This is a genomic window from Acidimicrobiales bacterium, assembly GCA_041394245.1.
Lineage (GTDB): Bacteria > Actinomycetota > Acidimicrobiia > Acidimicrobiales > Aldehydirespiratoraceae > JAJRXC01.
In genome coordinates this window covers 1,766,016-1,791,596 of sequence record JAWKIR010000002.1, presented here as the reverse complement: position 1 = coordinate 1,791,596, position 25,581 = coordinate 1,766,016, and the positions used below count along the sequence as shown (strand labels likewise).

The following is a 25,581-nucleotide window of genomic DNA, read 5'->3' as shown; positions in this document are numbered from 1 at the left end:
GCATACGGGTCAGTGAACCACGCTGGAGGCGGAGGCATTCCGCTCTTGCGGAAAGCGAACATGTGTTCGATACTCGCGGGATGGCAGCTGCGGAGCGAGTCAGAGATCTGCGTCTCGTCGCGAACCAGGTCGCGCCATTGGCCCTGGCCCGGGAACGCACCCTGCCGTTGTTGCCGGCGTTGACGTCGTTGTTCCCCGAAGGCGGCCTGCGGCGGGGGTCGATCGTGGCCGTCGGTGGGGTCGGAGCCACCTCGTTGGCGCTCGCGGTGGCAGCCGGCCCTTCGGCGTCGGGATCGTGGACGGCGGTGGTGGGCGACCCGGGTCTGGGGCTCGCCGCGGCGGCCGAGGCCGGGGTGGTGCTCGAGCGCATGCTGGTGGTCGACCCGAAGGGGCAGGACGTGGCCGGGGTGATCGCGGCCCTCGTCGGGTCGGTCGATGTCGTGCTGGTCGGGCCGGGTGTACGGATCCGCCCGGCCGACGTGCGGCGTCTCACCGCCCGTATGCGCGAGCGGGGGTCGGCGCTGGTCCGTATCGGCGCGCTCGACGAGCCGGGGGTCGACATCGGGCTGCGCATCGTCGAATCGGAATGGACCGGGCTCGGTGCCGGCCACGGCCTGTTGCGGGCCCGTCGTGTCCGGGTCGAGACCCAGGGTCGTGGGTCGGCCGCCCGGCCGCGAGGGGCGGCCCTGCTGCTGCCCGGCCCCCAGGGCGCCCCGGTCGTGCTCGGCGAACCAGCGCTCGACGAACCGGCGGCGGGGGAATCGGAGGTTCGCCCCGCCCTGCGCGTGCTCGCATGAGCGGACCGATCCGCACCCTGGTCGCCTGGTGTCCCGACTGGCCGGTGGTGGCGTTCGGGCGAGGCCTCGACGAACCCGTGGCGGTCGTCCATGCCAACCGGGTGATCGCCGCGTCGCCCGAAGCCCGCCGCCACGGTGTGGCCCGAGGGCTACGGCGCCGCGTCGCCCAGTCGCGCTGTGCCGAACTCGACGTGGTCGAACGCGACGAGGCCCGCGAAGCCCGCACCTTCGAGCCCGTGCTCGCCGCCCTCGACGACATCACCCCGAGGGTCGAGGTCACCCGCCCGGGTACCTGTGCCCTCGTCATGCGGGGACCGTCCCGCTACTTCGGGGGCGACGAGGCCGTCGCCGATCTCGTGCGTGAACGCATGGGCGAGGTGCTCGACGGACGCACCGAGGTCAGGGTCGGGATCGCCGACGGACCGTTCGCGGCCGGCCTCGCGGCCCGGGCCGCGCACCCGGTCCGGATCGTCGCGGCGGGGGAGAGCCCGGCCTTTCTCGCCCCGATGTCGATCTCGGTGCTCGATCGCCCCGAGCTCACCGACGTGCTCGTCCGCCTCGGGATCCGCAGCCTCGGGTCGTTCGCGGCGCTGCCCGCGGCCGACGTGTTGGCCCGGTTCGGCGATGAGGGAAGAGGCGCGCACCGCCTCGCCGCCGGGCTCGACGAACGGCCGCCCGATGCCCGTCTCGCGCCACCCGACTGGTCGGTCTCCGCCGAGATCGACCCGCCGGCCGACCGGGTCGACCGGGTGGCCTTCGTGGCCCGCACCCTGGCCGACGACCTCCACCAGCGGCTCGACCACGACGGCATCTCGTGTGTGCGCATCGCCATCGAGGCCGAGACCGAACACGGCGAGACCCTCCTGCGGCTCTGGCGCCACGAGGGTGCCCTGTCGGCCGGGGCGATCGCCGACAGGGTGCGCTGGCAACTCGACGGCTGGCTCAACGGATCGGCCGCCACCCGGCCGAGCGGCGGGATCTCCCGGGTCACCCTGCTGCCCGACGAGATCGTGCCCGCCACCGGTCGCCAGCTCGGCTTCTGGGGCGGTGAGTCCGAGGTCGACGAACGGGCCGCCCGGGTCGCGGCCCGTCTCCAGGGTCAGCTCGGCGCCGATGCGGTGAAGGTGCCCGAACGGCGGGGCGGCCGTCATCCCGACGAACAGCTGGTGCTGGTGTCGGCCGCCACGGTCGAGCTCCGGGGGCGGTCGGCCGATCTGCCCGTCGGCGGCGACGAGGTCGCTCCGTGGCCGGGCCGGTTGCCGGCACCGTCGCCGAGCCGGGTTCCCGCGAAGCCCCACGCCGTCGAACTGACCGACGCCGAGGGGGCGATGGTCACCGTCACCGGGAGAGGGCTGGCCTCGGCACCGCCGGTGACCCTCGGGATCCGGGGCCGGTCACTCCCGATCGTGGGGTGGGCCGGCCCGTGGCCGGTCGACGAGCGCTGGTGGGACACCGACGAGCATCGCCGTCGGGCCCGGTTCCAGATCCTCACCGACGACGGGCAGGCCCGCCTCGTCACCCTCGAGCAGGGCCAGTGGTGGGTGACGGCGCTCTGGGACTGAACGGGCCATCATGGAGGTCTCATGGCCGACGCCGATGCGATACAGCGCGACCGGACCGAGCGATGGTTCGTGCGCCAGGGGCTTCCCCACCTGATCGATCAGTACTCGGTCCGCGAAGACGTGCTGTCGCGCATGTTCCCCTTCCTGTCGCTGGTCGTTTTCCTCGAGCTCTTCCTCGTCTTCGGTGACCGCTGGTCGGGAGTCGGTCAGGCGCTGGCGTTCCTCGGCGGGGTGGCGCTGATGCTCGTCGCCTTCGTGGTCGTCAACCGTCTGCGGGGCCGGCCGCCGTGGATGCTGCCCGACACCGTCGGGGCGCCGGAGTTGTTCCTGTTCTTCGTGCTCACTTCGATCCCCACCGCCATCGGGGCCGAGGGGGCCCGCAGCGAAAACCTGCTCTACGTGCTCGGAGCCAACCTGGTGATCCTGGCCGTCGGCTTCGTGCTCACGGCCTGGGGGATCATCCCGATGATGCGCTGGTCGGTGGGTCAGGTGTGGGCCCAGATCAACGACATCGCCAACCTCGCCATGAAGTCGCTGCCGATCCTGCTGATCTTCTCGGCCTTCATCTTCCTCAATGCCGAGATGTGGCAGGTCGCGAACGACTTCGAGATGCCGTACTTCCTGTGCGTGCTCGGCGTGGTCCTCGCCATCGGCACCGCCTTCGTGATGCTGTCGGTGCGGCGCATCACCGTCGACCTGGCCCACTTCTCCCGCTGGAGCGACGTCCGGCCCTACTGCGACGGCACGCCGGTGGTCGAGGTGGTGCCCGGCGACGACGAGGCGCCGCCCAACGCCCCCGCCCTCGGTCGCCGCGCCGAATGGAACGTCGCTCTGCTGCTCTTCGTGTCGCAGGCGATCCAGATCCTGCTCGTCGCACTCGTGATCACCGGCTTCTATCTGGTCTTCGGGCTGCTCACCGTGCGCGAGGACACCCTGCTCCAGTGGACGACCCTCACCGACGAGACGCTCGGCAGCGACACCTACTGGGGCTCGCCCTGGTCGGTCCTCGGAGCCGAACTCGTGTTCACGAGGCAGCTCGTGCTCGTCGCCGCCTTCATCGGGTTGATGTCGGGGTTGCAGTTCGCGGTGCAGGTCGTCACCGACGACACCTATCGATCGGAGTACGCCGAAGGGATGACGGCGGAGATCCGTGAGGCGCTCGCGGTCCGTGCCGTGTACCACCGAGTTCTGGTCGAGCCCGAACGTTAGCTACGCTAATTGTTATGGGGGCTAAGGGAATGGCGACCGATCGCGGGCACGCGCTCACGGTGATCGCGCTGAGCAGGGCGATCGAGATCGCGGTGAACGAGACGGGTCTCACCAGCTCGCAGTTCCGGGCCCTGTCCCTGGTTCGGGCCGGCGTCACGTCGAGCAGTGTGCTCGCCCGATTCCTCGCGGTGCGTCCGCCGACGGTCACCACCGTGATGAACGGCCTCGTCGAAGACGGCTTCGTCGCCCGGACCCGCAGCACCGATGACCGACGCCGGGTCGACCACGAGCTCACCGCAGCCGGTGGGCGGGCCCTCGACACCGCCAACGCGGCGGCCGAGGCGGCGATGACGTCGCTCGTCGACGGTCTCGACGCCGACGAGCGGAGCAGAGCAGTCGACGCGCTCGATCTGTGGCGCGATGCCCTGGACGCCAAGCGGAGCGAGCGGTGACTGCGCTCGCCACGTCCGAACTCGCCCGCTTCCCCGAACCCCAGGGACGACCTCACCCCGACGCGTCGAAGGGATGGCTGCGACGACTGTGGCCGGTCGTCCGGCCCACCCGCTATCTCCTGCTGGTCGCCATCGTCGGCACGATGATCGGCATGGCGGCGAGGACGATCGTCCCCGCCGTTCTGATGCTGGCGATCGACAACGCGCTCGACGAGCAGACCGATTCGATCGCGCCCTACGCGTGGGCGCTCGCCGGTCTGACCGTCGTCACCGCAGTGAGCGGCTTCGCGGCCCGCCGGGCGATGTTCCGCGTGGGATTCCGGGTCGAGACGGCGATGCGTCATGCCGTCTTCGATCACCTCTCACGCATGTCGGCCGACTTCTACGATCGCTCCGAGACGGGTCAGCTGCTGGCCCGGGCCAACGGCGACATCCGAGCGGTGCAGATGTTCCTGAACTTCGGGCCGTTCATGACGCTGTCGCTGATCAGCCTGCTCTTCGCCCTCGCGCTCATGTTGGCGGTGAGCATCCCGCTTACATTGGTCACGATCATCCCCATCCCGATCGTGGCCTTCATCGGACTCAGGAGCCGCCACCCCCAGCTCCCGGCCTGGTGGCTGGTGATGGCACGTCAAGCCGACGTCGCCACCCTCGTGGAGGAGAACATCGCGGGCGTGCGCGTCGTGCGCAACTTCGGAGGCGAGCAGCACGAGGTCGCCCGGATGGCCGGCGTGGCCGATCAGCTCCGGTGGGCAATGGTCAAGGGGGCCGACGTGTCGGCCCGCTACATCCCTGCGCTCGAGCATCTGCCCCGCTTGAGTCTGGCCGTCGTGCTGCTCTACGGCGGGCTGCTGGTCGAGGACGGCACCCTGGGCATCGGTGCCCTGGTGGCGTTCAGCTCCTATGTGGTGATGGTCCAGGTGCCGTTCCGCTTCATCGGGCACCTCGTGCAGATGGCGCAACGGGCGAAGGCGTCGGCCATACGGGTCTACGAGGTGTTCGACGAGCCCGAGACCATCGTCGAACGCCCCGATGCCGTCGACCTCCTCGATGGGGGCTCCCGCAGCGGCGACTCCGATGGCGAACGGGGCGGCCTCCGGGGCGCGGTCTCCTTCCGTGATGTGCGGTTCGGCTACGGCGGCGATGCCGACGTGCTGCGGGGCTTCACGCTCGACATCGCCCCCGGCGAGACGGTGGCCCTGGTGGGCGAGACCGCATCGGGCAAGTCGACGGTCGCCCGTCTTCTCCCGCGGTTCTACGACGTGCGGTCGGGGTCGATCGAGATCGACGGGGTCGACATCCGCGATGCCACCCTGGAGAGCCTGCGCAACACGGTCGGGGTCGCCCTCGATGACCCGTTCCTCTTCTCGATGAGCATTCGCGACAACATCGCCTTCGCCGACCCGACCGCGTCCGACGAGCGGGTCCGCGCCGCGGCGCAGGCTGCGCAGGCCATCGAGTTCATCGAGGACCTCGACGACGGGTTCGACGAAGTGGTGGGGGAGCGGGGCTACACGCTCTCGGGTGGGCAGCGGCAGCGCATTTCGCTGGCCCGGGCGCTCCTGCACGACCCCCAGGTGCTGGTGCTCGACGACGCGACGAGCGCCATCGACGTCCGCGTCGAGGAGAAGATCCACGCCGGCCTCCGTGAGGCCACCGCCGACCGGACGGTCATCGTCATCGCCCATCGTCTGTCGACCATCGCCCTGGCCGACCGGGTCGTCTTCCTCGACGCCGGCGTCGTCGCGGCCACCGGTACCCACGAGGAGTTGATGCGCAGCGAGCCGCGCTACCGGGAGCTGCTCGAGCACCTGGAAGAACCCAGACCAGAACCCGGGCCAGAACCCGCCCATGAACCCGGCGAGACCCCCGACGGGGAGGTCGGCTGATGGCGACGGCCGGTTGGGGAGGCGTGGCCGACACGGGCTTCAGTGGCGTGCCGCCCGAAGTCAAGGAGACGGTCGAACGCTGGATGGAGGAGGGCCCGCCCGCGGTCGCCGTCGATCCGCCCGAGTTCAGCCAGAGCGACTACGACCACACCCGGTTCACGATGTCGCGCTTCCTGCGGCCGTACTCGCTGGCGCTGTTCGGGGTGTTCCTGCTCGTCACCCTCGAGGCGGTGATGTCGCAGGCCGGGCCGCTGCTCCTGCAGATCTCGATCGACGAGGGCATCCGCAAGGGCGACCGCGGACTCGTGGTCACCATCGGCGTCGTCTTCGCGGTGTTCGTGCCCGTGTCGATCCTGGTCGGGATCGTGCGCACGATGGCCGCGGGCCGGGTCGGCGCCCGGATCATGGCCAACCTGCGGGTCCAGCTCTTCTCCCACTTCCAACGGTTGAGCATCGACTACTACACGAACGAGCGGGCCGGCCGTCTGCTCAGCCGGATGACGAGCGATCTCGAACCGCTGCAGCAGCTGTTCCAACAGGGGCTCGTGCAGCTGGCGGTGCAGGGGGTGACGCTGGTCGCGGTCACGGTCGCGCTGTTCCTGCTCAGCCCGTTGCTCGCGCTGGTCACGCTGTTGGCCGTGATCCCGGGCACGCTGGCGCTGTCGCTGTGGTATCGCAATGTGGCGGCGACGGCCCAGCTCCGCGTGCGCGACACGATCGCCGACGTGCTCGCCCATCTCCAGGAGAGCCTCGCCGGGATCCGGCTGATCACTGCGCACAACCGCCGCGAACGAGCCGTGGTCGAACACCAGAACGAGGCCGGCGAGTACCTCGACGCCAACGATCGCACGGCCTACATCAACGGCGTCTACGGGCCGGGTTCGGAGGCGATGGGGCCGTTCGCCCAGATGGTCCTGCTGATCGTCGGCGGACAGTTCGTGCTCGATGGCCGGGTCACGCTCGGCGAGCTGATCGCGTTCGTGCTCTACGTCGGTGCGTTCTTCGCACCGATCACGGAGCTCGTCGCCCTCTACAACATCTACCAACAGGGTCTCGCCTCGGTCGTGAAGATCGACGGTGTGTTGGCCAGCGAGCCGACGGTTCCGGAGAAGCCCGACGCCTACGAGCTGCCGCCGGTCGTCGGCGAGATCACGTTGGAGGGGGTCACCTTCGGCTACGACGACGGCGAACCGGTGATCTCCGACGTCGATCTCGAGATCCACCCGGGGGAGACGATCGCGGTGGTCGGCCCGACGGGTGCGGGCAAGTCGACGATCGCCAAACTCCTCAACCGCTTCTACGACCCGCAGGTCGGCCGGGTCACGATCGACGGTCACGACGTGCGCGACGTCACCTTCGCATCGCTGCGCACCCAGATCGGCGTGGTGCCCCAGGAGCCCTTCCTCTTCGGCGGTTCGATCCGCGACAACCTGCTGATGGGTGGCCGGGATCTCGAGCACCACGAACTCGAAGCAGCGTGCGAGCAGGTCGGGCTCGGCCGCCTCCTCGATCGCCTGCCCGATCGCCTCGACACGCCGTGCCACGAACGCGGCGTCGCCCTCTCCGCCGGCGAACGTCAGCTCCTGGCCCTCGCCCGCGCCTTCCTGTCACAGCCTCGGCTACTGGTGCTCGACGAGGCCACGTCGTCGCTCGACCTGCGCACCGAGCAGGCGGTCGAGCAGGCGCTCGACGTCGTGCTGGAGGGCCGGACCGCCGTGATCATCGCCCATCGGCTCCAGACCACCATGCGGGCCGACCGCATCGTGGTCGTCGCCGACGGCGGCGTCGCCGAGGTCGGCACCCGCGACGAACTCCTCGCCGCCGGTGGCCACTTCGCCCGCATGTGGGAAACCGGCGGCCTGAGTTAGCGCACGACCCGTCACACCGGTGTCAGACACCCGCTACACCTGGATCCGCTGTAGCGGGTGTCTGACACCGGTGTGGCGGGTGCGAGGTCTAGAGCGCGTCGGTGTCCATGTCTTCGCCGATGCCGATGTAGTCGGCTTCGTCGGGGCCGGCGACCGGCGTGTGGAGTTCCTCGCGGGTCAGGCCGTACTGCTGGGCCAGCGGGGCGAGCTTGTCGAGGTCGAAGTCGTAGAGCTTCGCCGCGTTGCCCGACAGCATCTTCACGCATTCGTAGTGGTCGAGGCCGGCGAAACGGCGGCGCAGGTGCTCCTTGGTGTTCGGATGGGTGCCCTCGTCGTGGGGGTAGTCGCTGCCCCACATGAAGCGGTCGATGCCGACGTCGTAGCGGGCGTCGATGTCGGCCGCGCTCGGACCGGAGACGCCCACGTAGCCGCACTGGGCCCACTGCTCGGTCGCCAGCATCGAGGGGAGGACACCGCGGTCGTACTTGATCTCGCCGGTCTCGCCGGTGTCGCGGATACGCGAGATCGTGTCGTCGAGCTGCTCGAGCAGCGGCGGAATCCACGAAGCGCCGATCTCGGTGAGGACGAACTTCATCCTCGGATGACGCTCGAACACGGCACCGAGGATCATGTGGACCAGCGGACGCTGCGTGTAGAAGCCGACCTCGTTGATGTAGAGCAGCATCGAGATCGGGTACTTGCCGTAGTCGGGATTGCCGGTGCCGGAATGGCAGTTGACCGGCACGTCGAGATCCTCGATCGCGTCCCAGAGCGGCTCGTAGTAGGGGTCGTAGAGCGGCTTCACCCACTTCACGTCGGGGGCGATGTTGGGCAGCAGGACGCCGCCCCGGAGTCCGTTCTCCTTGATCCAGGTGAGGTCCTCGATCGCGTCGTCGACATCGTTGAGGAAGATCTGACCCACACCGGCACGGCGCTCGGGGTACTCGTCGCAGAAGTCCTTGAGCCAGCGGTTGTGGGCCTGGATGCCGGCGCGGCGCTGGCGGTACTGCTCGGCGGTGGGGGGCTGGGCGAACAGCACGAAGCTGGGGAAGAAGGGCGGCACCGTGTTGGGGAACACGACCTCGCCGACCACGCCCTCGTCGTCGAGCTGCGCCGTGTTGCGCATCTCGTTGTCCCAGTTGCGCAGTCGACGGTTGTCGCCCAGGTCCTTGTAGGGGTTCTTGTATTCGCCGCGCCACTCGTCGAACTCGGCGCGGAACTCCTCGCTCAGGTACTCGCGATAGGCGGCGTGGCTTCCCCCTGCGTGCGTGTCGGCGGAGATGACGGTGTAGTGGTCGGTCGCTGCGTCGGTGGCGGTCATGACCCGAGCCTTGCCTAGTGTGGGGCATGGCTGCCAGTCCGGAATCATCGATCACCCTCGAACTGCCGGGTGACGACGATCCTCGCCGCCAGGAACTCCGGGCGTGGTTCGCCGCCAATCCCGACCCCACACCGACCCAACTTCGCGACCGGGGCCTCGTCGTCCCGCACTGGCCCGAACCATGGGGGCTCGACGCCGAGCCGGTGCACCAGCTCATCATCGAAGAGGAGATGAAGCGGGCGGGGGCGAAGAAGCCGATCAACCCGATCGGTACCGGACACTGCGGACCGGTGATCATCGTCCACGGTACGCCGGCCCAACAGGAGCGCTACCTCCCACCGATGCTCACCGGGGAGGAGATGTGGTGTCAGCTCTTCAGTGAGCCCGGCGCCGGGTCGGACCTCGCCAACCTCTCGACCCGGGCCGTGCGCGACGGCGACGAGTACATCGTGAACGGTCAGAAGATCTGGACATCGCTCGCCGACGTCGCGAAGTTCGGCATCCTCATCGCCCGCACCGACACCGAGGTCTCGAAGCACACGGGCATCAGCTACTTCATCGTCGACATGGCCACGCCCGGCATCGAGGTGCGTCCGATCGTCAACATGAGTGGTGGCGGCCTCTTCAACGAAGTGTTCTTCGACGAGGTCAGGATTCCGGCCGACAACCTCATCGGCGAGGAGCACAACGGTTGGGCGATGGCCAAGCAGACGCTCGCCAACGAACGGGTGTCACTCAGCCAGGGTGGCCTGCGCTGGGGCCACGGCCCGACCGTGCGCGATCTCGTCGATGCCGTGCGCGCTCGCGGCGGGATCGAGCGTGGTGCACGCAAGGAGCGACTGCTCTCGGCCTACATCGAGGGCGAGATCCTCCGCTACCACCGGCTCGCGCTGGTGGCCGCGAAGCTCAACAAGAAGCCGGGGCCCGATGCGTCGCTGCGCAAGGCACTCGCCGACCCACACGGCAAGACCGTCTACGAGCTCGCCGTCGACCTCGAGGGCGCGGCCGGGATGCTCGCCGAGGGGTACGAGGACGGAACCTGGTCGCAGTGGAACGACGGGTTCTTGTTCTCGCCGGCGCTCACCGTCGGCGGCGGGACCAGCGAAGTGCTACGAAATGTGATCGCCGAGCGGTTGCTCGGGCTGCCCCACGACATCGATGTGGAGCAGGGAATGACGTGGAGCGAGGCGCAGAGAACACCGAAGTAGCGAGGACCATCGAAGTATTCAGCAGGCCGATCCGGGGGGACGATGGCCGAGGGGGACGAGGGAAGCGACGATTCGACGCCCCACGCGGCCGCGCTCGCCGGCATGGTGCTCGAGGAGGAGGCGTCTCGCCGAGACGCCGCGGACACCGAGGAGTTGCTCTTCGCGGATGACCTCCTCCCCGGCGTCGGCAGCGAGGAGCTGAGCCTCAAACGGGGTCTGGCCATGGGAGGTGGCGCGGCGACGTTCGTCGTGCTGTTGATCCTCAACTCGATGGACGAGTTGCAGACCTCCGCATTCGCCCTGTTGGCCCCGGACATTCGTGACACCTTCGGGGTCGGCGACGGCGTGATCACCTTCATCGGGGCGATCTCGGCGGCGTTCGTGGTGCTCGGTGCGGTCCCGATGGGCTGGTTGGCGGATCGCTACCGGCGAGGACCGGTGATCGGTTGGTCGAGCATCGCCTTCAGTGTCTGTGTCTTCCTGAGCGGCATCGTGCCCAACGCCTTCGCGTTCTTCTGGGCCCGATTCGGTGTCGGCATCGCCAAGGCCAACACCATCCCGGTGCACGGATCCATGCTCGCCGATGCCTACCCGATCGGGATCCGGGGCCGGATCGGCGCCATCACGGCCATCGCCGGGCGCGGCGTCGCGGTGCTCAGTCCGCTGCTGGTGGGCGGGATCACCGAGCTCGCGAACGGCCCGGGTGAGGTCGACGGTTGGCGCTGGGCGTATTACATCCTCGGCGTGCCGGTGGTGTTCTTCGCCTTCGCCGCCTTCCGTTTGAAGGAACCGGCGAGGGGCCGGTGGGAGAAGGAGGACGTGCTCGGCGAAGCGATCGCCGAAGACGATCCGTTGCCGCCGAGCATGGACGCAGCCTTCTCCCGTTTGTGGCAGATCCGCACCCTGCGCGGCGTGATCGTCGGCTTCAGCGCCATGGGTTTCGGCATCTTCACTGCGCCGTTCCTCGAGAATCTCTTCCTCGAGGAGGAGTTCGACCTCGAGGCGCTCGACCGAGGCATCGCGAAGACCGCGGGCGGCGTGTTCGTGATGATCGCCCTCGTCTTCATCGGGCCGAGGTTCGACCGGCTCTACCGTCGCGACCCGAGCCTCGTGCTGCGGTTGGTCGGCGCACTGATCTTCTTCTCCGCCTTCCTCATGCCCGTCCAGTACTTCATGCCGAACGTTGCGTCGTTCGTTGTTCTGTCGATCCCGCGCGAGGTGATGCTGTTCGCCGCCTTCGCGATGGTGCAGCCGATGCTCCAGTCGATCGTGCCCTATCGGCTCCGCGGGCTCGGTGCCGCCCTCGGCACGCTCTACATCTTCTTCACGGGCGCCGTGGGCGGAGGCCTGCTCGCGCTCTTCTTCGCAGACGCGTGGGGACCTCGTGCCACGGTGTTGGTGTTGAGCGTGCCGACGACCCTCGTCGGTGGCGCGCTGATGATGCGGGCGGCGTCGTTCGTCAAGCTCGACCTCTCCCAGGTCGTGCAGGAGTTGCGCGAGGAGTTGGAGGAGGCCGACCGGCGTGCCGCAGACCCCGCCAACATTCCTGCGCTCCAGGTCAACAATCTCGACTTCAGCTACGGCAAGGTCCAGGTCCTGTTCGACATCGGTTTCGAGGTCGCCAAGGGCGAGTCGCTGGCGTTGCTCGGTACGAACGGGGCGGGCAAGTCGACCGTCCTGCGGGTCGTCAGCGGACTCGGCACGCCGTCGCGGGGGGTGATCCGCCATCACGGCCGCACCATCACGTTCAGCTCACCCCAGGTGCGCAGTGGGCTCGGAATCCAGCAGCTCCCCGGTGGCAAGGGGGTCTTCGGGGACATGACGGTGCAGCAGAACCTCGTCATGGGCGCCTACAAGTACCGCGCCGACCGGGCCGACGCGCGTCGGCGAATCGACCGGGTCACCGAACTCTTCCCCGCGCTGACGGGCCGGGAGCGCGATCTCGCACGCAACCTGTCCGGTGGTCAGCAGCAGATGCTCGCGCTCGCGATCACGATGCTCCACGAGCCCGACGTGTTGCTGATCGACGAGCTCTCGCTGGGGCTCGCGCCCTCGGTCGTGCAGGAACTGCTCGAGCTGATCGACCGCCTGCGGGAGCAGGGACAGACGATGATCATCGTGGAGCAGTCGATCAACATCGCGCTGCAGATCAGTGACCGGGCGATCTTCCTCGAGAAGGGGCAGGTGCGGTTCGAGGGTTCGGCGGCCGAGCTTCTCGAACGCGACGACATCGCCCGTGCGGTGTTCCTCGGTGGGGAGGGCGGCTGATGGTCGTCGGCATGGTGGGCATCGTCGCCGACGTCCCGGTCTGGGACTGGCTGTGGGCCTGGTGGGTGGATCGCAGTTCGTGGCAGCTGATGTTCAACGGCGTGGTCACCGGCCTCGTCTACGGGTTGATCGCCATGGGCGTCGTGCTGATCTACCGCTCGACCCGGGTCATCAATCTGGCCGTCGGCAACATGGGTCTTCCGGCGATGGGCCTGATGGCCATCATGGTCGTCAACTACAACTTCCCGTACTGGATCGCCCTCGTGGTCGCCCTGGCCGTCGGCACCGTGGGCGGCGGATTGCTCGAACTCGCGGTCGTCCGGCGCCTCTTCGACGCTCCCCGGGTGATCGTGCTCGTCGCCACGATCGGGATCGCGCAGCTGATGCAGGCGATCCTGTTCGCGCTTCCCGCCGCGACCCCGGAGAGCGGTGAGGGGTTTCCCGTGCCGTTGGGTTCGCAGTGGGAACCGCTGTGGGGAGTCGAGGTCGAGGGGGCGGACCTCACGATCCTCGTGATGGTGCCGGTTCTCGCGGTGGGGCTGTCGGTCTTCCTCAACCGCACCGTCTTCGGGCAGACCGTGCAGGCGTCGGCCACCAACCCGGACCTCGCCCGGCTCCAGGGGATCAATCCACGGACCGTGTCGCTGTTCGTGTGGACCGTGGCGGGGTTTCTCGCCGCAGCGGCGATGATCATGCTGGCCGGGCGACGCGGAGAGGCGACCGGCATCCAGAACCTCGGGCCGGTGACGATGACACGAGCGCTCGCCGCGGCGGTCATCGGCGGCATGGTCTCGTTCCGGAGAGCGCTCCTCGCCGGCGTCGCGCTCGGCCTGCTCCAGACCCACATCCTGCGGATCCACCTCGGTGACCCGGGCCTGTTCGACTTCGTGCTCTTCATCCTGGTCGTGGCTGCCATCGTGGTGCAGACCCGCGGTGAGGGTGAAGGACGCGCGTCGTTCGCCTTCGTCTCCAAACGGCGACCGGTGCCGGCTCACCTGCGATCGATCTGGTGGGTGCGACACTTCGTCCATCTCGGCCCGGCCCTTCTGCTCGTGATCGGTCTCGTCGTTCCCGCGGTCGTCGATCTGCCGTCGCGCCACCGCATCTACGCCCGGATCGTCGCCTTCGCGTTGTGCGCGCTGTCCGTCACGGTGATCACCGGCTGGTCCGGGCAGGTGTCGCTGGCCCAGATGGCCTTCGCCGGTTTCGGTGCGCTCCTGGCTGCGGCGTTCTCCCGCGGGTTCCATGTCGGTGTCGGATGGGGTGAGGACTGGCAGTGGTTCGCGGTCACGTTGCCCGACATGCCCTTCCTGCTCGCGGTCTTCGTCGCCTCTGTCGTGACGGCGGGTATCGCCGCGGTCGTCGGTCTCGGGTCGTTGCGCGTGCGCGGCCTGCTCCTCGCGGTGAGCACCTTCGCGTTCGCGTTGGCGGCGCAGGTCTATCTGTTCCGCCGCGACGTGCTCGACGACGGCGAGGGTTCTTCGGTCGAGTTCGAGCGGGGAAAGGTCGGCTGGTGGGAGCTCGCGACCGAACGCGACTACTACTACTTCTGCCTCGCGGCCCTCGTCGTCGTCCTGGTCGTCGTGGCCCGGCTGCGTCGCTCGGGAATCGGACGGGCGATCATCGCCGTGCGCGACAACGAGGACAATGCCAGCGCCTACTCCGTGTCGCCCGTTCGGATGAAGCTGATGGCGTTCGCCCTTGCCGGCGGCATCGCCGGCTTCGGCGGCGCGCTGCTGGGCGGCCTCGTGGAGAACGTGCCGCTCGCCAACCAGTTCTTCACCCTCGACGATTCGCTCAATGTCGTGTCGATGGTCGTCATCGGAGGCCTCGGCACCCTGTTGGGACCGGTGATCGGCTCGACGTGGATCATCGGCCTGCCGTCGTTCTGGCCGGAGAACGAGCTCGTGCCGCTCTTCACGTCGAGCATCGGGCTGTTGATCCTGATCCTCTACTTCCCTGCCGGCCTCGTGCACGCCGGGTACGTCGCCCGAGATGCCCTCGTCGAGTGGGTGGGGCGCCGTCATCCGCCGCCGGCCCCGGTCCCGGCGAGCACGTCCCGTCCTGTCATGCTCTCCGAGCGTGCCCATGTCGAACCGGAGGGCGACGTCGCGCTTCGAGCGATCGACATCGACGTGAAATTCGGTGGCATCATCGCCGTCGATCAGGTCGATTTCGAAGCGCGACACGGCGAGGTCGTCGGGTTGATCGGTACCAACGGTGCCGGGAAGTCGACGCTCATGAACGCGATCGGGGGCTACGTGCCGTCGACGGGGACCGTGCTCATCAACGGCCGTGACGTGACCTCGCTGCCGGCACACACGCGGACCCGGGCAGGTCTCGGTCGCACGTTCCAGGCTGCCGATCTCTTCCCGGAGCTGACCGTGCGCGAGACGGTGCTGGTCGCGCTGGAAGCGCGCGAGCGCACGGGTCTCGTCTCGACGTCCCTCTTCCTTCCCGTCGCGCTCCGTCGTGACCGGCGCAAGCGGCGACAGGCGGCCGAGCTGATCGACTTCCTCGGGCTCGGCCGCTATGCCGACACCTTCATCAACGAACTGTCCACGGGCACTCGTCGGATCGTCGAACTCGCCGGCCTCCTCGCGCTCGATGCCCATGTTCTTTGTCTCGATGAGCCCACGGCAGGCCTCGCGCAGCGAGAGACCGAGGCGTTCGGCCCGCTCCTCATGTCGATCCGGCGGGAACTGAACGCGACGATGATCGTGATCGAACACGACATGGGGTTGATCATGTCGATGTCCGACCGCGTGTACTGCCTCGAGGACGGTCGGGTCATCGCCGAGGGCGTGCCCGACGAGGTCCGGCGCGATCCGGCGGTGATCGCCAGCTATCTGGGCACCGACCGCCGGGCCATCGACCGCAGCGACCTCGGCTGAAACGAACCGGAACTCAGCTGATGTCGATCACGTCGGTGACCGGAACGAGGCTGCCGTTCTCGCCGACCGTGGAGTCGAACTGTCCGATCCTCAGCGCATCGTTGGCGTCGTACTTGTCGGGGCCGAGGCTCGCGAACGTGATGTTGGCCAGATCGATCGAACCGATCGCGTCGATGCCGGCGAGGAACGTGTCCGGGTTGAGATCACCGCCTGCGTAGTTGGCTGCGGCCTCGAAGATCGTGAGATATGCGCACGGTGCGCCCATGCCGCCGGCCCAGTTCGGCTCGCCGTCGGGCACCTCGTCGGGATGCTTCACGTCGATGCCCTCGGCGTCGCGGAGGATGTCGTAGCACGCTTGCGACGCGGGGAGCTCCCAGGCTTCGTCGCGTGAGGGCCCCATCGGCGCGTACGTCCCGTCGTAGAGGGCCGGATCACGCTCGTCGAACCCGCCGATCGTCAGGACCTGTTCCCCGGTGTCGATGGCGACGATGTTGCCCTCGAACCCGGCCTCGCGCATGTGGGCGATCCCGAAGGCCAACTGCGATTGCACGATGATCAATGTGTCGATGCCCTCGTCCTTGATGACCTCGGCGTAGATCTCGGCCTGATCGGCCAGAGCGACCTCGTCGCCTTGGGGAATGGTGCTCGTGAACGACTCGACGACATCGACACCGAGGTCGGCGAGTGCGGGGAGGACGACATCCACGGTGACCGACTCGTGTTCGCTCGAATCGTCGTAGGTGGCGACCTTCCCGTCGAGCAGGCCCAGCTCCTGATAGAGCGCCAGCGTTCCCTGGTGGCGGCGCTCGGCGCTCATCAAGATGGAGACCCACGGCGCCTCCGCTCGCGGGAAGTGGGCCGGCGTGTGTGTCCCGCCGATCATCATCGTGGCGTTCTGCTCGACGAAGCAGAGCACGCTGTCGATGGCGGGACCGCCGATCCCACCCATCACGAGGAAGACCTCGTTGTCCTGGGTGAGCTCGATGCAGGCGTCGTCCGCCGATGCCGTGAACACCGGGTTGTACTCGCGATAGACGATCTCGAGTTGCCGACCGGCGACGCCCCCGCGTGCGTTGATGTCGGCGATGAGCGTGTCCCAGATCAGCGGCACATCGCCGTTGTTGATGTCGACGAGGCCGAGGTCGCGAAGTTCGTCCAGGTCCGTCGATGTCACCCCGATGGTGATCGTGTCGGCGGTGACGCCCCGGTACGAGTCGAAGGGTTCCACGCCGTCGAGAGGCGCCGTGGATGTGGCGGGTGGATCACCGTCGTCGGGCGCGGCAGTGCTCGTGGTGGTCGGATCGTCGACGGCCTCCGTCGTCTCTCCCGTGTCGTCACCGCACGCGGCGGCGAGCATCGCGAGAACGACGAGAAGTGCCGACAGCAGTCGACGCGGGTGTGCAGTCATGGAGCCCCCCTTGGTCCATCCGGCACTCAGAGTGTGACAGATCTCACATCGCCGCGCCGGTCAGTTCTTGGGGAGGTCCTTGAAGGGGGTGGTCTTGGCGGGGCCGGGCTCCTTGGGGAGGCCGAGGAAACGTTCGCCGAGGATGTTGCGCTGGACCTGATCCGTGCCGCCGTAGATCGACGGGGCGGGGGAGTGCATGGTCGCGGCCTGGATCTCGCCGTTGCCGGGTCCGGCCGCCGCGTCGTCGCCCGTGAGCATGCCGAGCGCGCCGATCGACTGGTTGCCCGCCTCGCGTTTCATGCGGGCGATCTCGCTCATCGCGAGCTTGCCGAGGTTGCCGATCGCGGGGACGGCGCCGGATCGGGCTCGCTGGCCGAGGAGGCGGTTGACCTCCTCGCGGACGTGGAGGCGGACTCGGGCGTCCCGCCGGGCCGCGTCGTCGAGGCCGAGCTCGCGGGCATAGCGACCGAACCGCACCGCGGTCGGTGCGGCGTCGTGCTGGGGACGGGGGCCGCCTTCCGTGCGCATGCCGAACCCGCCAGCGGGCTGATCGAGGTCGGCCGACGTCGATCCGGCCCGAGCGAACGGCAGCTCGATCCCCGCGCCGGCGAGGCTGCCGCGCTCGAAGGCCAGCGTGGTGTTCCCGACCCGCCAGCCGTCGTTGAGGTCGCCGATCATGTTGGCATCGGGGACCCGGGTGTCGTCCATGAACACCTCGTTGAAGAACGCCTGGCCGGTCATCTCCACGAGGGGCCTGATGTCGACCCCGTCCTGCAGCATCGGGAAGGCGAACCAGGTGATGCCGCTGTGCTTGGGTTGTTCGGGATCCGTGCGGGCGAGGAGCATCCCGAAATCGGTGCCCGCAGCGAGACTGGTCCACACCTTCTGACCGTTGACGATCCATTCGTCGCCGTCTCGTTCGGCCTTCGTCTGGAGACCGGCCAGGTCGGATCCGGCCCCGGGTTCGGAGAACAGCTGACACCACGAGTGGATGCCCTCGAGGATCGGTTTCACGAAGCGCTCGATCTGCTCGGGGGTGCCGTGGGCAGCGATCGTCGGTGCTGCCATCATCGTGGCGATGCCGCCGGGCGGACCGAGCGTTCCGGCGTCGGACAGGCCCAGCTTGACCTCGTTCTCCTCCTGTCGGGAATAGCCGCGCCCGTAGGCGTCTTCGGGAAGCGACGGCAGCGAGTAGCGCTCGTCGGCGAGGAGTTGCCACCACTCGCGCACGGTCATCGTCGGGTCCCAGTTGGCGCGGGCCCACTGGGCGACGGTCTCTCGGATACTCATGGCGGTGACCGTAGTGCCAGGCGTCACCATGACATCCATTCCGGCGGCGGACTCCGTACCATGCGCGCATGTCGGCGGTCGTCACAGGGCTCGGAAACACCGATGCGCCCCGGGAAAGCTCGGAGGCTCGTTGGTACATCGGCGCGGCCATCGTCGCGCCGATGATCATCGTCCTCGCGCCCGACGTCCTGCTCGTCACCGCCGTCATCGCCATGGTCGTGTTCCGCATCCGCCGCGGCCGCGTCGTCGGACAGGCCCCCAAGCTGGCCAGCGACGACCTGATGGCGGTGGGTGTCGCCTTCGCGCTCGGCGGTCTCTGGTCGGCCGTGGCGGGCGCTGGCGGCGCCGAGGCCGCGGTGGCCGTACTGCGGTTCAGTCTGGTCCCGATCGGTTTCGCGGTCGTCCGGGGCTCGGCTCGGGTCGATCTGCGCCCGGCCATCTGGCTCGGCGCCGTCGCCGGCTCGATCGCGGCCGGCACGGTGTCGCTGCTCGCCTTGTTCCTGGCCGAGATGGTTCGGCCGACATCGGCCGTGAACCCGATCCACTTCGGTGAGATGGCGCTGCTCCTGGGCTTCATCGCCACGGTGACCCGTGGGCTCGCCGTCGGCGACGAGCGCCACATCGCCCGCTGGACGCTCGCCGCCGTCACGATGTCGTTGACCGCGGCGGTGCTGTCCCAGTCGAGGGGCGGCTGGATCGCGGTGCCCGCGATCGTCGTCGTGACCCTGGTGCACCACCATCGGTCTCCGAGTCCGCGGCGGATGCGGTATCTCGCCGCATTGCTGCTCGCCATCGCTCCGATGATGCTCATCGCGGTCAATGCCAACGATCACGCCGCGAGGCGGGCCTTCGACCGGGGGGTGTCGCAGACCGTCGACTATGTGGCGAACCACGGCCAGACCGAGGTGACCGGTGAGACCTCCATCGGCGCGCGCTTCGAGATGTGGCGCAGCGCCTTCGCAGGGTTCCGGCAGTCGCCGGTGCTCGGCATCGGCTGGGGCAACATGGACGATCGGTTCGCCGAGGACGTGGCCGCCGGCGTACGGGCCGACCGCATCGCCGAACACCATCACCCCCACAATCAGTACCTCTCCCACCTGGGCAGCGGCGGCATCGTGGGTCTGGTGACACTGCTCGCGTTGTTGGCTGCGCCGGGCTGGATCTTCGCGCACGCCCTGCGGAGCCGGCGATCCGATGCGCGTGCCCTCGGCGCCGCGGGGCTCCTCGTGGTCATCGGCTACAGCCTCTTCGCCCTGACCGATTCGGTGTTCGAGACGGCATCGCCGCTGGTGTTCTACGTGGTGGCGGTGGGGACCATCGCGGCCCAGATCGACCGACTTGGAAGCGAACAAACGTTCGCCTACCCTTCCGGTGGTGGGATGGAACAGTCCGAACGTCCCGTGGAAGGACCTCGAACGCACACTTTCGGATAGGCCGCCCTCGGGCCGCGTTCGGGATCTGTGGGAGGGCGACGGCGGCGACAGTCCGGCGTGGACGCGCAAGCGCAGCGACTACGAGCCGCCGCCCGAGCCGGCACGACGTGCAAGTCGGGTTCCGTATGCGGAGCTCCACTGCCACTCGAACTTCTCGTTCCTCGATGGCGCGTCCCATCCCGAGGAGCTGGCCGAGGAAGCGTCCCGGCTCGACCTGAAGGCGCTGGCGCTCACCGACCACAACGGCTTCTACGGCATCGTCCGCTTCGCCGAGGCCGCGAGGGCGATCGGCTTGCCGACCGTCTTCGGCGCAGAGTTGACACTCGACCGTCCGTCGATCGACCTTTCGCGGCCCGGCCCGGCCGATCCGGTGGGGGAGCACCTGCTGGTCCTGGCCCGCGATCCAGAGGGCTACGCGATGCTCGGACGGGCGATCAGCGAGGGGCAGCTCGCCGGCGAGAAGGGCGCACCGCGGATCAGCTACGAACGCCTCGTCGAACTCGGCGGGGTCGGCTCGGAACGGGGTCACGACCATTGGTTGATCCTCACCGGTTGTCGCAAGGCACCGGTGCCGCGTGCCCTCGTCGAGGCGGGGCCGGCCGCCGCCCGTCGCGCCCTCGACCGACTGATCGCCGACTTCGGCCGGACCAACGTGGCCGTCGAACTCTGGGACCACGGCCTCCCCACCGATTCGGTGCGCAACGACGAGCTCGCCGAGCTCGCCGTGGCCACTGGCCTCGATCTCGTGGCGACCGGCAACGTGCACCACCACTCGGTCGCCCGTCATCGGCTGGCATCGGCCATGGCCGCGGTACGGGCCCGCCGAAGTCTCGACGAGATCAACGGCTGGCTGCCGCCTGCCGGACTCCACCTCCGTTCCGGTGACGAACAGGCGCTGCGGTTCGCCAGATACCCGGGTGTGGTCGAGCGGGCGGCGGCCATCGGGCTCGACTGTGCCTTCGACCTCTCGCTGGTGGCGCCCAACCTGCCGCCCTACCCCTGTCCCGACGGGCTCGACGAGATGGCGTTCCTGCGCCGACTCGTCGAGGAGGGCGGGACCCGCCGCTACGGCTCACGTGCCGCCGAGCAGGTCCACGGTGCATGGGCTCAGCTCGATCGTGAGCTGGCGCTCATCGATCAGCTCGGGTTCCCGGGCTACTTCCTGGTGGTGTGGGACATCGTCGACTTCTGCCGTCGATCCGACATCCTCTGCCAGGGCCGTGGTTCGGCCGCGAACTCGGCGGTGTGTTTCGCCCTCGGCATCACCAACGCCGACGCCGTGTCGCTCGGCCTGCTCTTCGAACGCTTCCTCTCGCCCGAACGCGACGGCCCGCCCGACATCGACATCGACATCGAGAGCGACCGACGCGAAGAGGTGATCCAGTACGTCTACGAAAAGCACGGCCGCCACCACACCGCCCAGGTCGCCAACGTCATCACCTATCGCGCGAAGTCGGCAATCAGGGACATGGCCAAGGCGCTCGGCCATGCAACCGGCCAGCAGGACGCGTTCTCGAAGCAGGTCGATCGCTGGAGAGACGTGAAGGCGGGAGCCGTCGACCCCGACACCTCGATCCCGTCGCCGGTGCTCGAGCTCGCGGCCGAGATCGAGCACTTCCCCCGTCACCTCGGCATCCACTCCGGCGGCATGGTCATGTGCGACCGGCCGGTGATCGAGGTGTGCCCGGTCGAGTGGGGCGCCATGGAGAACCGCAGCGTCCTGCAATGGGACAAGGACGATTGTGCCGCCGCCGGTCTCGTCAAGTTCGACCTGCTCGGACTCGGCATGCTGTCGGTGCTGCACTACGCCATCGACTTCATCCGCGACACCGATGGCGTCGAGGTCGATCTCGCTGCGCTCCCGCAGGAGCCCGAGGTCTACGACATGCTCCAGAAGGCCGACACCATCGGCGTGTTCCAGATCGAGTCGCGGGCCCAGATGGCGACCCTTCCCCGGCTCAAGCCGCGGTGCTTCTACGACCTCGTGGTCGAGGTCGCACTCATTCGGCCCGGTCCGATCCAGGGCGGATCAGTGCATCCCTACATCCGCCGTCGCAACGGCGAGGAGCCCGTCACCTACCTCCATCCGCTGCTCGAGAACGCCTTGGCCAAGACCCTCGGCATCCCGCTCTTCCAGGAACAACTCATGCAGATCGCGATCGACGTCGCGAACTTCACCCCGTCCGAGGCCGACCAGCTCCGCCAGGCCGTCGGTTCCAAGCGCAGCCGCGAACGCATGGAGCAACTCAGGGCACGGTTCTTCGCCGGCATGCGGGCCAACGGCATCACCGACGACATCGGCGAACAGATCTGGCTCAAGCTCGCCGCCTTCGCCAACTACGGCTTCCCCGAGAGCCACTCGGTGTCGTTCTCGTATCTCGTCTACGCCTCGTCGTGGATCAAGTACCACTATCCGGCCGCGTTCTGCGCTGCGCTCCTCAACGCCCAGCCGATGGGGTTCTGGTCGCCCCACACGATCGTCGGCGACGCCCGTCGTCACGGGGTCGGCATTCGCACCCCGGATCTCAACGCGTCGGCGGCCACGGCCACCCTCGAGGTCGATCCGTCGTCAACCGGCGGGTGGGCGGTGCGGGTCGGGCTCGACTACGTGCGTGGCCTCGGCACCGCACTGGCCGAGGAGATCGAGGCCGGACGGCCCTACGCCTCGGTGGAGGACCTGCGTCGGCGGGTGCCGAAGCTCTCGCTTCCGATCCTCGAGGCGCTGGCCACGGCGGGAGCGTTCGGCTGCTTCGGCGTCGACCGTCGTTCTGCACTGTGGACGGCCGGCGCCATGGCCCAGACCGCCGCCGACCGGTTGCCGGGGATCGTCACCGGCATTGACGCTCCCACGCTTCCGGGCATGTCGCCCCAGGAGCTCTCCCACGCCGATCTCTGGGCCACCGGGGTCGCTCCCGACGGCCACCCCACCCGCTACATCCGGGCACAGCTCACGGAGATCGGCGTGGTCACCTCGGCCGGACTCGTCGACCATCCGGCAGGGGAGCGGGTCTTCGTCGGCGGGGTGGTCACCCATCGGCAGCGGCCGGCGACGGCCGGGGGCACCACCTTCCTCAATCTCGAGGACGAGACCGGTCTGATCAATGTCGTCATCTCGCAGGGTTGCTGGCAGCGCTACAAGAAGACCGCTCGCGGCGCACCGGCACTGTTGATCCGCGGGCGACTCGAAAAGCACGAGGGCGTGATCAATGTGGTGGCGGACCGTCTCGAACCGCTGCCGGTCGGTGCCGCACCATCGTCTCGTGACTTCCGATGACCGGGGATCCAGTACTGATCCCGCGACGTCGGGCGAGCAGACGAAAAGAAATCCGACGAGGATGGAACCGATCGCGACTCTGTGGAGTCTGGGAGGTGTGACGATGGCGAACGACGTCCCGCAGCCCCTTGAACTGGTGGTTGACCAGAGCGTTGCCGCGGTCGTCGTGGACTTCCGTGCATTCTTCGCCGAACACCATCGCCCGGTTGCGACGGCGTTGGCGATGACGCTTCGCGACGACGCCCTCGCCGCCGATGCCACTGCCGAGGCGATGACCCGGGCCTTCGAGCGGTGGGACGAGGTGGGCGGCTACACGAACCCGGCCGGTTGGACCTACCGGGTCGGGTTGAACTGGGCGCTCAGCCGCCGTCGCAAGCTGCTGCGCGAGGTCGTTCGAGCCGATTCCCCCGATCGGGTTGCGCCACCGGCCGTCGTCGAGCCGGAGCTCGACGCCGCGCTGGCGGCCCTCCCGATCGAGCAACGGACCGTGGTCGTGCTGCGCTACCTCCTCGACTGGTCCGAATTCCAAACCGCCGAGGCGCTCGACATCGCCCCCGGCACCGTCAAGAGCCGTTTGAGCCGTGCGCTCGACCGGCTCGCAACCGTTCTGGAGCACCCTGATGACGCATGATGACGAACTTCGTTCCCGCATGCAGCGCCTGGCCACCACACACGAGCTGGGCGACCTCTCGGCCGACGACATCGTCGCGCGCCGGCCACGTGGATTCGGACGCCAGCGGCTCCTGGCGGTCGCGGCCGTGGTGGTGCTCGTCGTGGCGGTCGCCGGTGTGATCCGGTTGACGGCCGACGACGGGGGTACCGACGCCGACGTGGCGTCGGGTGTCGACGAGCCCGACGACGTCGACGACGCTGCGGCCACCACCACCACGACGACGACCGAGCCTCCGGTCGCCGATGCCGCGTCGGGCTCAGCCGCGAGCGACATGGCGGTCTCCTTTGGCGGCTTGGACACGGTGCTCCCGTGGGGTGACGGTTTCGTGAGTTTCGGTCAGGTGTTCGAACCGTCCGACGTCACGATGGCGGATCTCGTGCCCGACATCGCCGATCGACTTCCGACCGAGGTCATGGAGGTCGTCGGCGACGTCACCGACATCGACGAGGCCACTGCCCTGCTGGAAGCGGCCGGCCTCCTCGACGAAGCAACCGACGCGGTCATGGCCGACCCCGAGATGTACAACGCCTACAGCCAGGTGATCGCCGGAGGCACGTATCGACCGGAGGCTTCGGTCTCCGCCGACGGCCAGACCTGGACCCGGCTCGACGATTTCGCACTCCCCGGCGGCTCCGACTACGTGAGTCTCGCCCAGTCCGACGGCGAACACCTCGTCGTCGTCGAACAGCTGTGGGACGACACCGGCACGACGAGCGCCATCACCGTCTCGACGACCACCGATCTCGTCGAATGGAACTCCCAGGTCGTTCCCGTCGTCGCGGCGAACGATGCCCCCGCGTACGCACACGTCGACTCCTATGCCAGCGACCTGGCCCTGGGAGCGGGCGGTTGGTATCTCACGGTCGGTTCGGGCTCCTATGTCGACGTCTGGGCGCTCCTGCCCGACGATGTCCGCACCGAGATCGAGGCGACCAACTACGGCTGGACGGTCGACGAGCGAGGGGTCGTCATCGAGTCGGGCGAGTACGGCGGCTACTACTACGACAGTGGTGAGCTTGCGACGACCACGACGATCGCGGACGAGTCGTCGGAGCGTCGGGTCATCCCTTGGAGTGATCTCGGGATCACCTACGCCGACTACGAGCAGTACAACGGAAACGGCGTCAGCACGCTTCAGGCCTGGCGAGGGAGCTGGAACGGAGCCGTCGAGTCGGCCACACCGGCGAGCGACAGCGAGTGCTGCGACGTCGTCGGTACCGACGCCGGCTTCATCGCCGCCGGCTGGCCCTACCGGCTCGACGAGTCGTCGGCGGCGATCCTGAGGTTCTCCGCGGATGGCATCGTCTGGAACGACCTCGCGGGACCGCCCAGCGGCGGCGAACTCCAGTCGTTGGCCGCCGTGGAAGGTGGCGTCATCGGGGTCGATGGTTCCGGAACGATCTGGCGAGCCGCGGCCGACGGTACCGGATGGACCCCGGTCGACCTCCCCGGCTTGCCCGACGGCGCCAACCTCTGGTTCGGTCAGTCCGGCGGTCGCGGAGTCGCCACGGTGATCGACGTCGCCACCTACGACTACGAGTACGAGCAGGTCCCCTACGTGGTGACCATCGAACAGGACGGCTACGAGATCCGGTCCGAGACGGCGGCCGACGGCACGAACACGGTGCAGGTGACGGAGCTCGCGACCGGCGCAATGGTCATCGACGAGATCATCGACCCCCAGATGTCGGTGATGCCCGACTTCATCCGCTACGACGAGTTCGGCACCGACGTCACCCTGCTCGACGCCGAGGGGGAGGTCGTCGTGACCGTGTCGATGGCGACCTTCGACGAGGCGACGTCGCAGGCGATCACCGAGGCCCAGGCTGAGAGCGGATGGGTGGAGCCCGACTACGACTACACACCCGACCTCTGGCTCGTGGCGACCGCCGACGGGATCAACTGGATCGTCGAGGATCTCGACGGCGACGGTGAAGATGTGGGCTTCGGATCGGCCGCGATCAACGGTGACGTGGTCGTGGCCCGGAGTGCGGAAGGCAGCTGGGTGCGCTTCACCATCGGCTAGCTTCGACCC

Annotated in this window: 16 protein-coding genes; 13 read left to right on the top strand and 3 right to left on the bottom strand. The window is 68.4% G+C overall.

Annotation, left to right across the window (positions count from 1 at the left end; genetic code table 11):
• Positions 1-80 precede the first annotated feature (80 nt).
• Genes R2707_08980 through R2707_08955 form a run of 6 tightly spaced genes read left to right on the top strand, consistent with a single transcriptional unit; the run spans position 81 to position 7,777 of the window.
• Positions 81-797: a hypothetical protein gene (locus R2707_08980; GenBank protein ID MEZ5245215.1), complete on the top strand. Its 717-nt coding sequence runs from the start codon at positions 81-83 to the stop codon at positions 795-797.
• Complete coding sequence (locus tag R2707_08975; protein MEZ5245214.1) at positions 794-2,359, top strand: DNA polymerase Y family protein; 1,566 nt, start codon at positions 794-796, stop codon at positions 2,357-2,359. The genes R2707_08980 and R2707_08975 overlap by 4 nt, the downstream gene beginning before the upstream one ends.
• A gap of 21 nt (positions 2,360-2,380) precedes the next feature.
• The gene (locus R2707_08970) at positions 2,381-3,568 is read left to right on the top strand and encodes a hypothetical protein (GenBank protein ID MEZ5245213.1); all 1,188 of its coding nucleotides are present in this window, start codon (positions 2,381-2,383) and stop codon (positions 3,566-3,568) included.
• A gap of 29 nt (positions 3,569-3,597) precedes the next feature.
• Positions 3,598-4,020 carry a MarR family transcriptional regulator gene (locus R2707_08965; protein ID MEZ5245212.1) on the top strand — a complete coding sequence of 141 codons (423 nt, stop codon included), beginning with the start codon at positions 3,598-3,600 and terminating at the stop codon, positions 4,018-4,020.
• Entirely contained in the window at positions 4,017-5,909 is a 1,893-nt protein-coding gene (locus tag R2707_08960; protein ID MEZ5245211.1) for an ABC transporter ATP-binding protein, read from the top strand. Before R2707_08965 ends, R2707_08960 begins: the two co-directional genes overlap by 4 nt.
• Entirely contained in the window at positions 5,909-7,777 is a 1,869-nt protein-coding gene (locus R2707_08955) for an ABC transporter ATP-binding protein (GenBank protein MEZ5245210.1), read from the top strand. The genes R2707_08960 and R2707_08955 overlap by 1 nt, the downstream gene beginning before the upstream one ends.
• Before the next feature lie 88 nt (positions 7,778-7,865).
• Here the strand turns inward: R2707_08955 and R2707_08950 are convergent, their stop codons facing one another.
• Positions 7,866-9,098: an amidohydrolase family protein gene (locus R2707_08950; GenBank protein ID MEZ5245209.1), complete on the bottom strand. Its 1,233-nt coding sequence runs from the start codon at positions 9,096-9,098 to the stop codon at positions 7,866-7,868.
• A gap of 26 nt (positions 9,099-9,124) precedes the next feature.
• On the opposite strand from R2707_08950, the gene R2707_08945 reads away from it, so the two are divergent.
• The 3 genes from R2707_08945 to R2707_08935 are packed head-to-tail and all read left to right on the top strand — an operon-like array spanning position 9,125 to position 15,468.
• Positions 9,125-10,306: an acyl-CoA dehydrogenase family protein gene (locus R2707_08945; GenBank protein MEZ5245208.1), complete on the top strand. Its 1,182-nt coding sequence runs from the start codon at positions 9,125-9,127 to the stop codon at positions 10,304-10,306.
• A gap of 42 nt (positions 10,307-10,348) precedes the next feature.
• Positions 10,349-12,574, top strand: coding sequence for an MFS transporter (locus R2707_08940; protein ID MEZ5245207.1), 2,226 nt, complete (start codon positions 10,349-10,351; stop codon positions 12,572-12,574).
• On the top strand, positions 12,574-15,468 hold the full coding sequence (locus R2707_08935) for an ATP-binding cassette domain-containing protein (GenBank protein ID MEZ5245206.1): 2,895 nt from the start codon (positions 12,574-12,576) through the stop codon (positions 15,466-15,468). Before R2707_08940 ends, R2707_08935 begins: the two co-directional genes overlap by 1 nt.
• Positions 15,469-15,481: 13 nt before the next feature.
• On the opposite strand, the gene R2707_08930 is transcribed toward R2707_08935, so the two are convergent.
• Together R2707_08930 and R2707_08925 are read right to left on the bottom strand one after the other, a co-directional pair.
• On the bottom strand, positions 15,482-16,876 hold the full coding sequence (locus tag R2707_08930; protein ID MEZ5245205.1) for an ABC transporter substrate-binding protein: 1,395 nt from the start codon (positions 16,874-16,876) through the stop codon (positions 15,482-15,484).
• 60 nt (positions 16,877-16,936) lie between these two features.
• Positions 16,937-18,166, bottom strand: coding sequence for an acyl-CoA dehydrogenase family protein (locus tag R2707_08925; protein MEZ5245204.1), 1,230 nt, complete (start codon positions 18,164-18,166; stop codon positions 16,937-16,939).
• A 68-nt stretch (positions 18,167-18,234) separates the two neighbouring features.
• On the opposite strand from R2707_08925, the gene R2707_08920 reads away from it, so the two are divergent.
• The 4 genes from R2707_08920 to R2707_08905 all read left to right on the top strand — a co-directional run bounded on the left by R2707_08920 (position 18,235) and on the right by R2707_08905 (position 25,572).
• Positions 18,235-19,599, top strand: coding sequence for an O-antigen ligase family protein (locus tag R2707_08920; GenBank protein ID MEZ5245203.1), 1,365 nt, complete (start codon positions 18,235-18,237; stop codon positions 19,597-19,599).
• Positions 19,541-22,873 carry an error-prone DNA polymerase gene (locus R2707_08915; GenBank protein MEZ5245202.1) on the top strand — a complete coding sequence of 1,111 codons (3,333 nt, stop codon included), beginning with the start codon at positions 19,541-19,543 and terminating at the stop codon, positions 22,871-22,873. The genes R2707_08920 and R2707_08915 overlap by 59 nt, the downstream gene beginning before the upstream one ends.
• A 103-nt stretch (positions 22,874-22,976) precedes the next feature.
• Positions 22,977-23,504, top strand: a complete 528-nt coding sequence (locus R2707_08910; protein ID MEZ5245201.1) for a sigma-70 family RNA polymerase sigma factor — start codon at positions 22,977-22,979, stop codon at positions 23,502-23,504.
• Entirely contained in the window at positions 23,494-25,572 is a 2,079-nt protein-coding gene (locus tag R2707_08905) for a hypothetical protein (GenBank protein MEZ5245200.1), read from the top strand. The genes R2707_08910 and R2707_08905 overlap by 11 nt, the downstream gene beginning before the upstream one ends.
• Positions 25,573-25,581 lie beyond the last annotated feature (9 nt).

Excerpts from the sequence above, each read along its gene's own strand:
- R2707_08980 (MEZ5245215.1), top strand. The coding sequence starts at position 81 with ATGGCAGCTGCGGAGCGAGTCAGAGATCTGCGTCTCGTCGCGAACCAG.
- R2707_08975 (MEZ5245214.1), top strand. The coding sequence starts at position 794 with ATGAGCGGACCGATCCGCACCCTGGTCGCCTGGTGTCCCGACTGGCCG.
- R2707_08970 (MEZ5245213.1), top strand. The coding sequence starts at position 2,381 with ATGGCCGACGCCGATGCGATACAGCGCGACCGGACCGAGCGATGGTTC.
- R2707_08965 (MEZ5245212.1), top strand. The coding sequence starts at position 3,598 with ATGGCGACCGATCGCGGGCACGCGCTCACGGTGATCGCGCTGAGCAGG.
- R2707_08955 (MEZ5245210.1), top strand. The coding sequence starts at position 5,909 with ATGGCGACGGCCGGTTGGGGAGGCGTGGCCGACACGGGCTTCAGTGGC.
- R2707_08950 (MEZ5245209.1), bottom strand. The coding sequence starts at position 9,098 with ATGACCGCCACCGACGCAGCGACCGACCACTACACCGTCATCTCCGCC.
- R2707_08945 (MEZ5245208.1), top strand. The coding sequence starts at position 9,125 with ATGGCTGCCAGTCCGGAATCATCGATCACCCTCGAACTGCCGGGTGAC.
- R2707_08940 (MEZ5245207.1), top strand. The coding sequence starts at position 10,349 with ATGGCCGAGGGGGACGAGGGAAGCGACGATTCGACGCCCCACGCGGCC.
- R2707_08935 (MEZ5245206.1), top strand. The coding sequence starts at position 12,574 with ATGGTCGTCGGCATGGTGGGCATCGTCGCCGACGTCCCGGTCTGGGAC.
- R2707_08930 (MEZ5245205.1), bottom strand. The coding sequence starts at position 16,876 with ATGACTGCACACCCGCGTCGACTGCTGTCGGCACTTCTCGTCGTTCTC.
- R2707_08925 (MEZ5245204.1), bottom strand. The coding sequence starts at position 18,166 with ATGAGTATCCGAGAGACCGTCGCCCAGTGGGCCCGCGCCAACTGGGAC.
- R2707_08920 (MEZ5245203.1), top strand. The coding sequence starts at position 18,235 with ATGTCGGCGGTCGTCACAGGGCTCGGAAACACCGATGCGCCCCGGGAA.
- R2707_08910 (MEZ5245201.1), top strand. The coding sequence starts at position 22,977 with ATGGCGAACGACGTCCCGCAGCCCCTTGAACTGGTGGTTGACCAGAGC.
- R2707_08905 (MEZ5245200.1), top strand. The coding sequence starts at position 23,494 with ATGACGCATGATGACGAACTTCGTTCCCGCATGCAGCGCCTGGCCACC.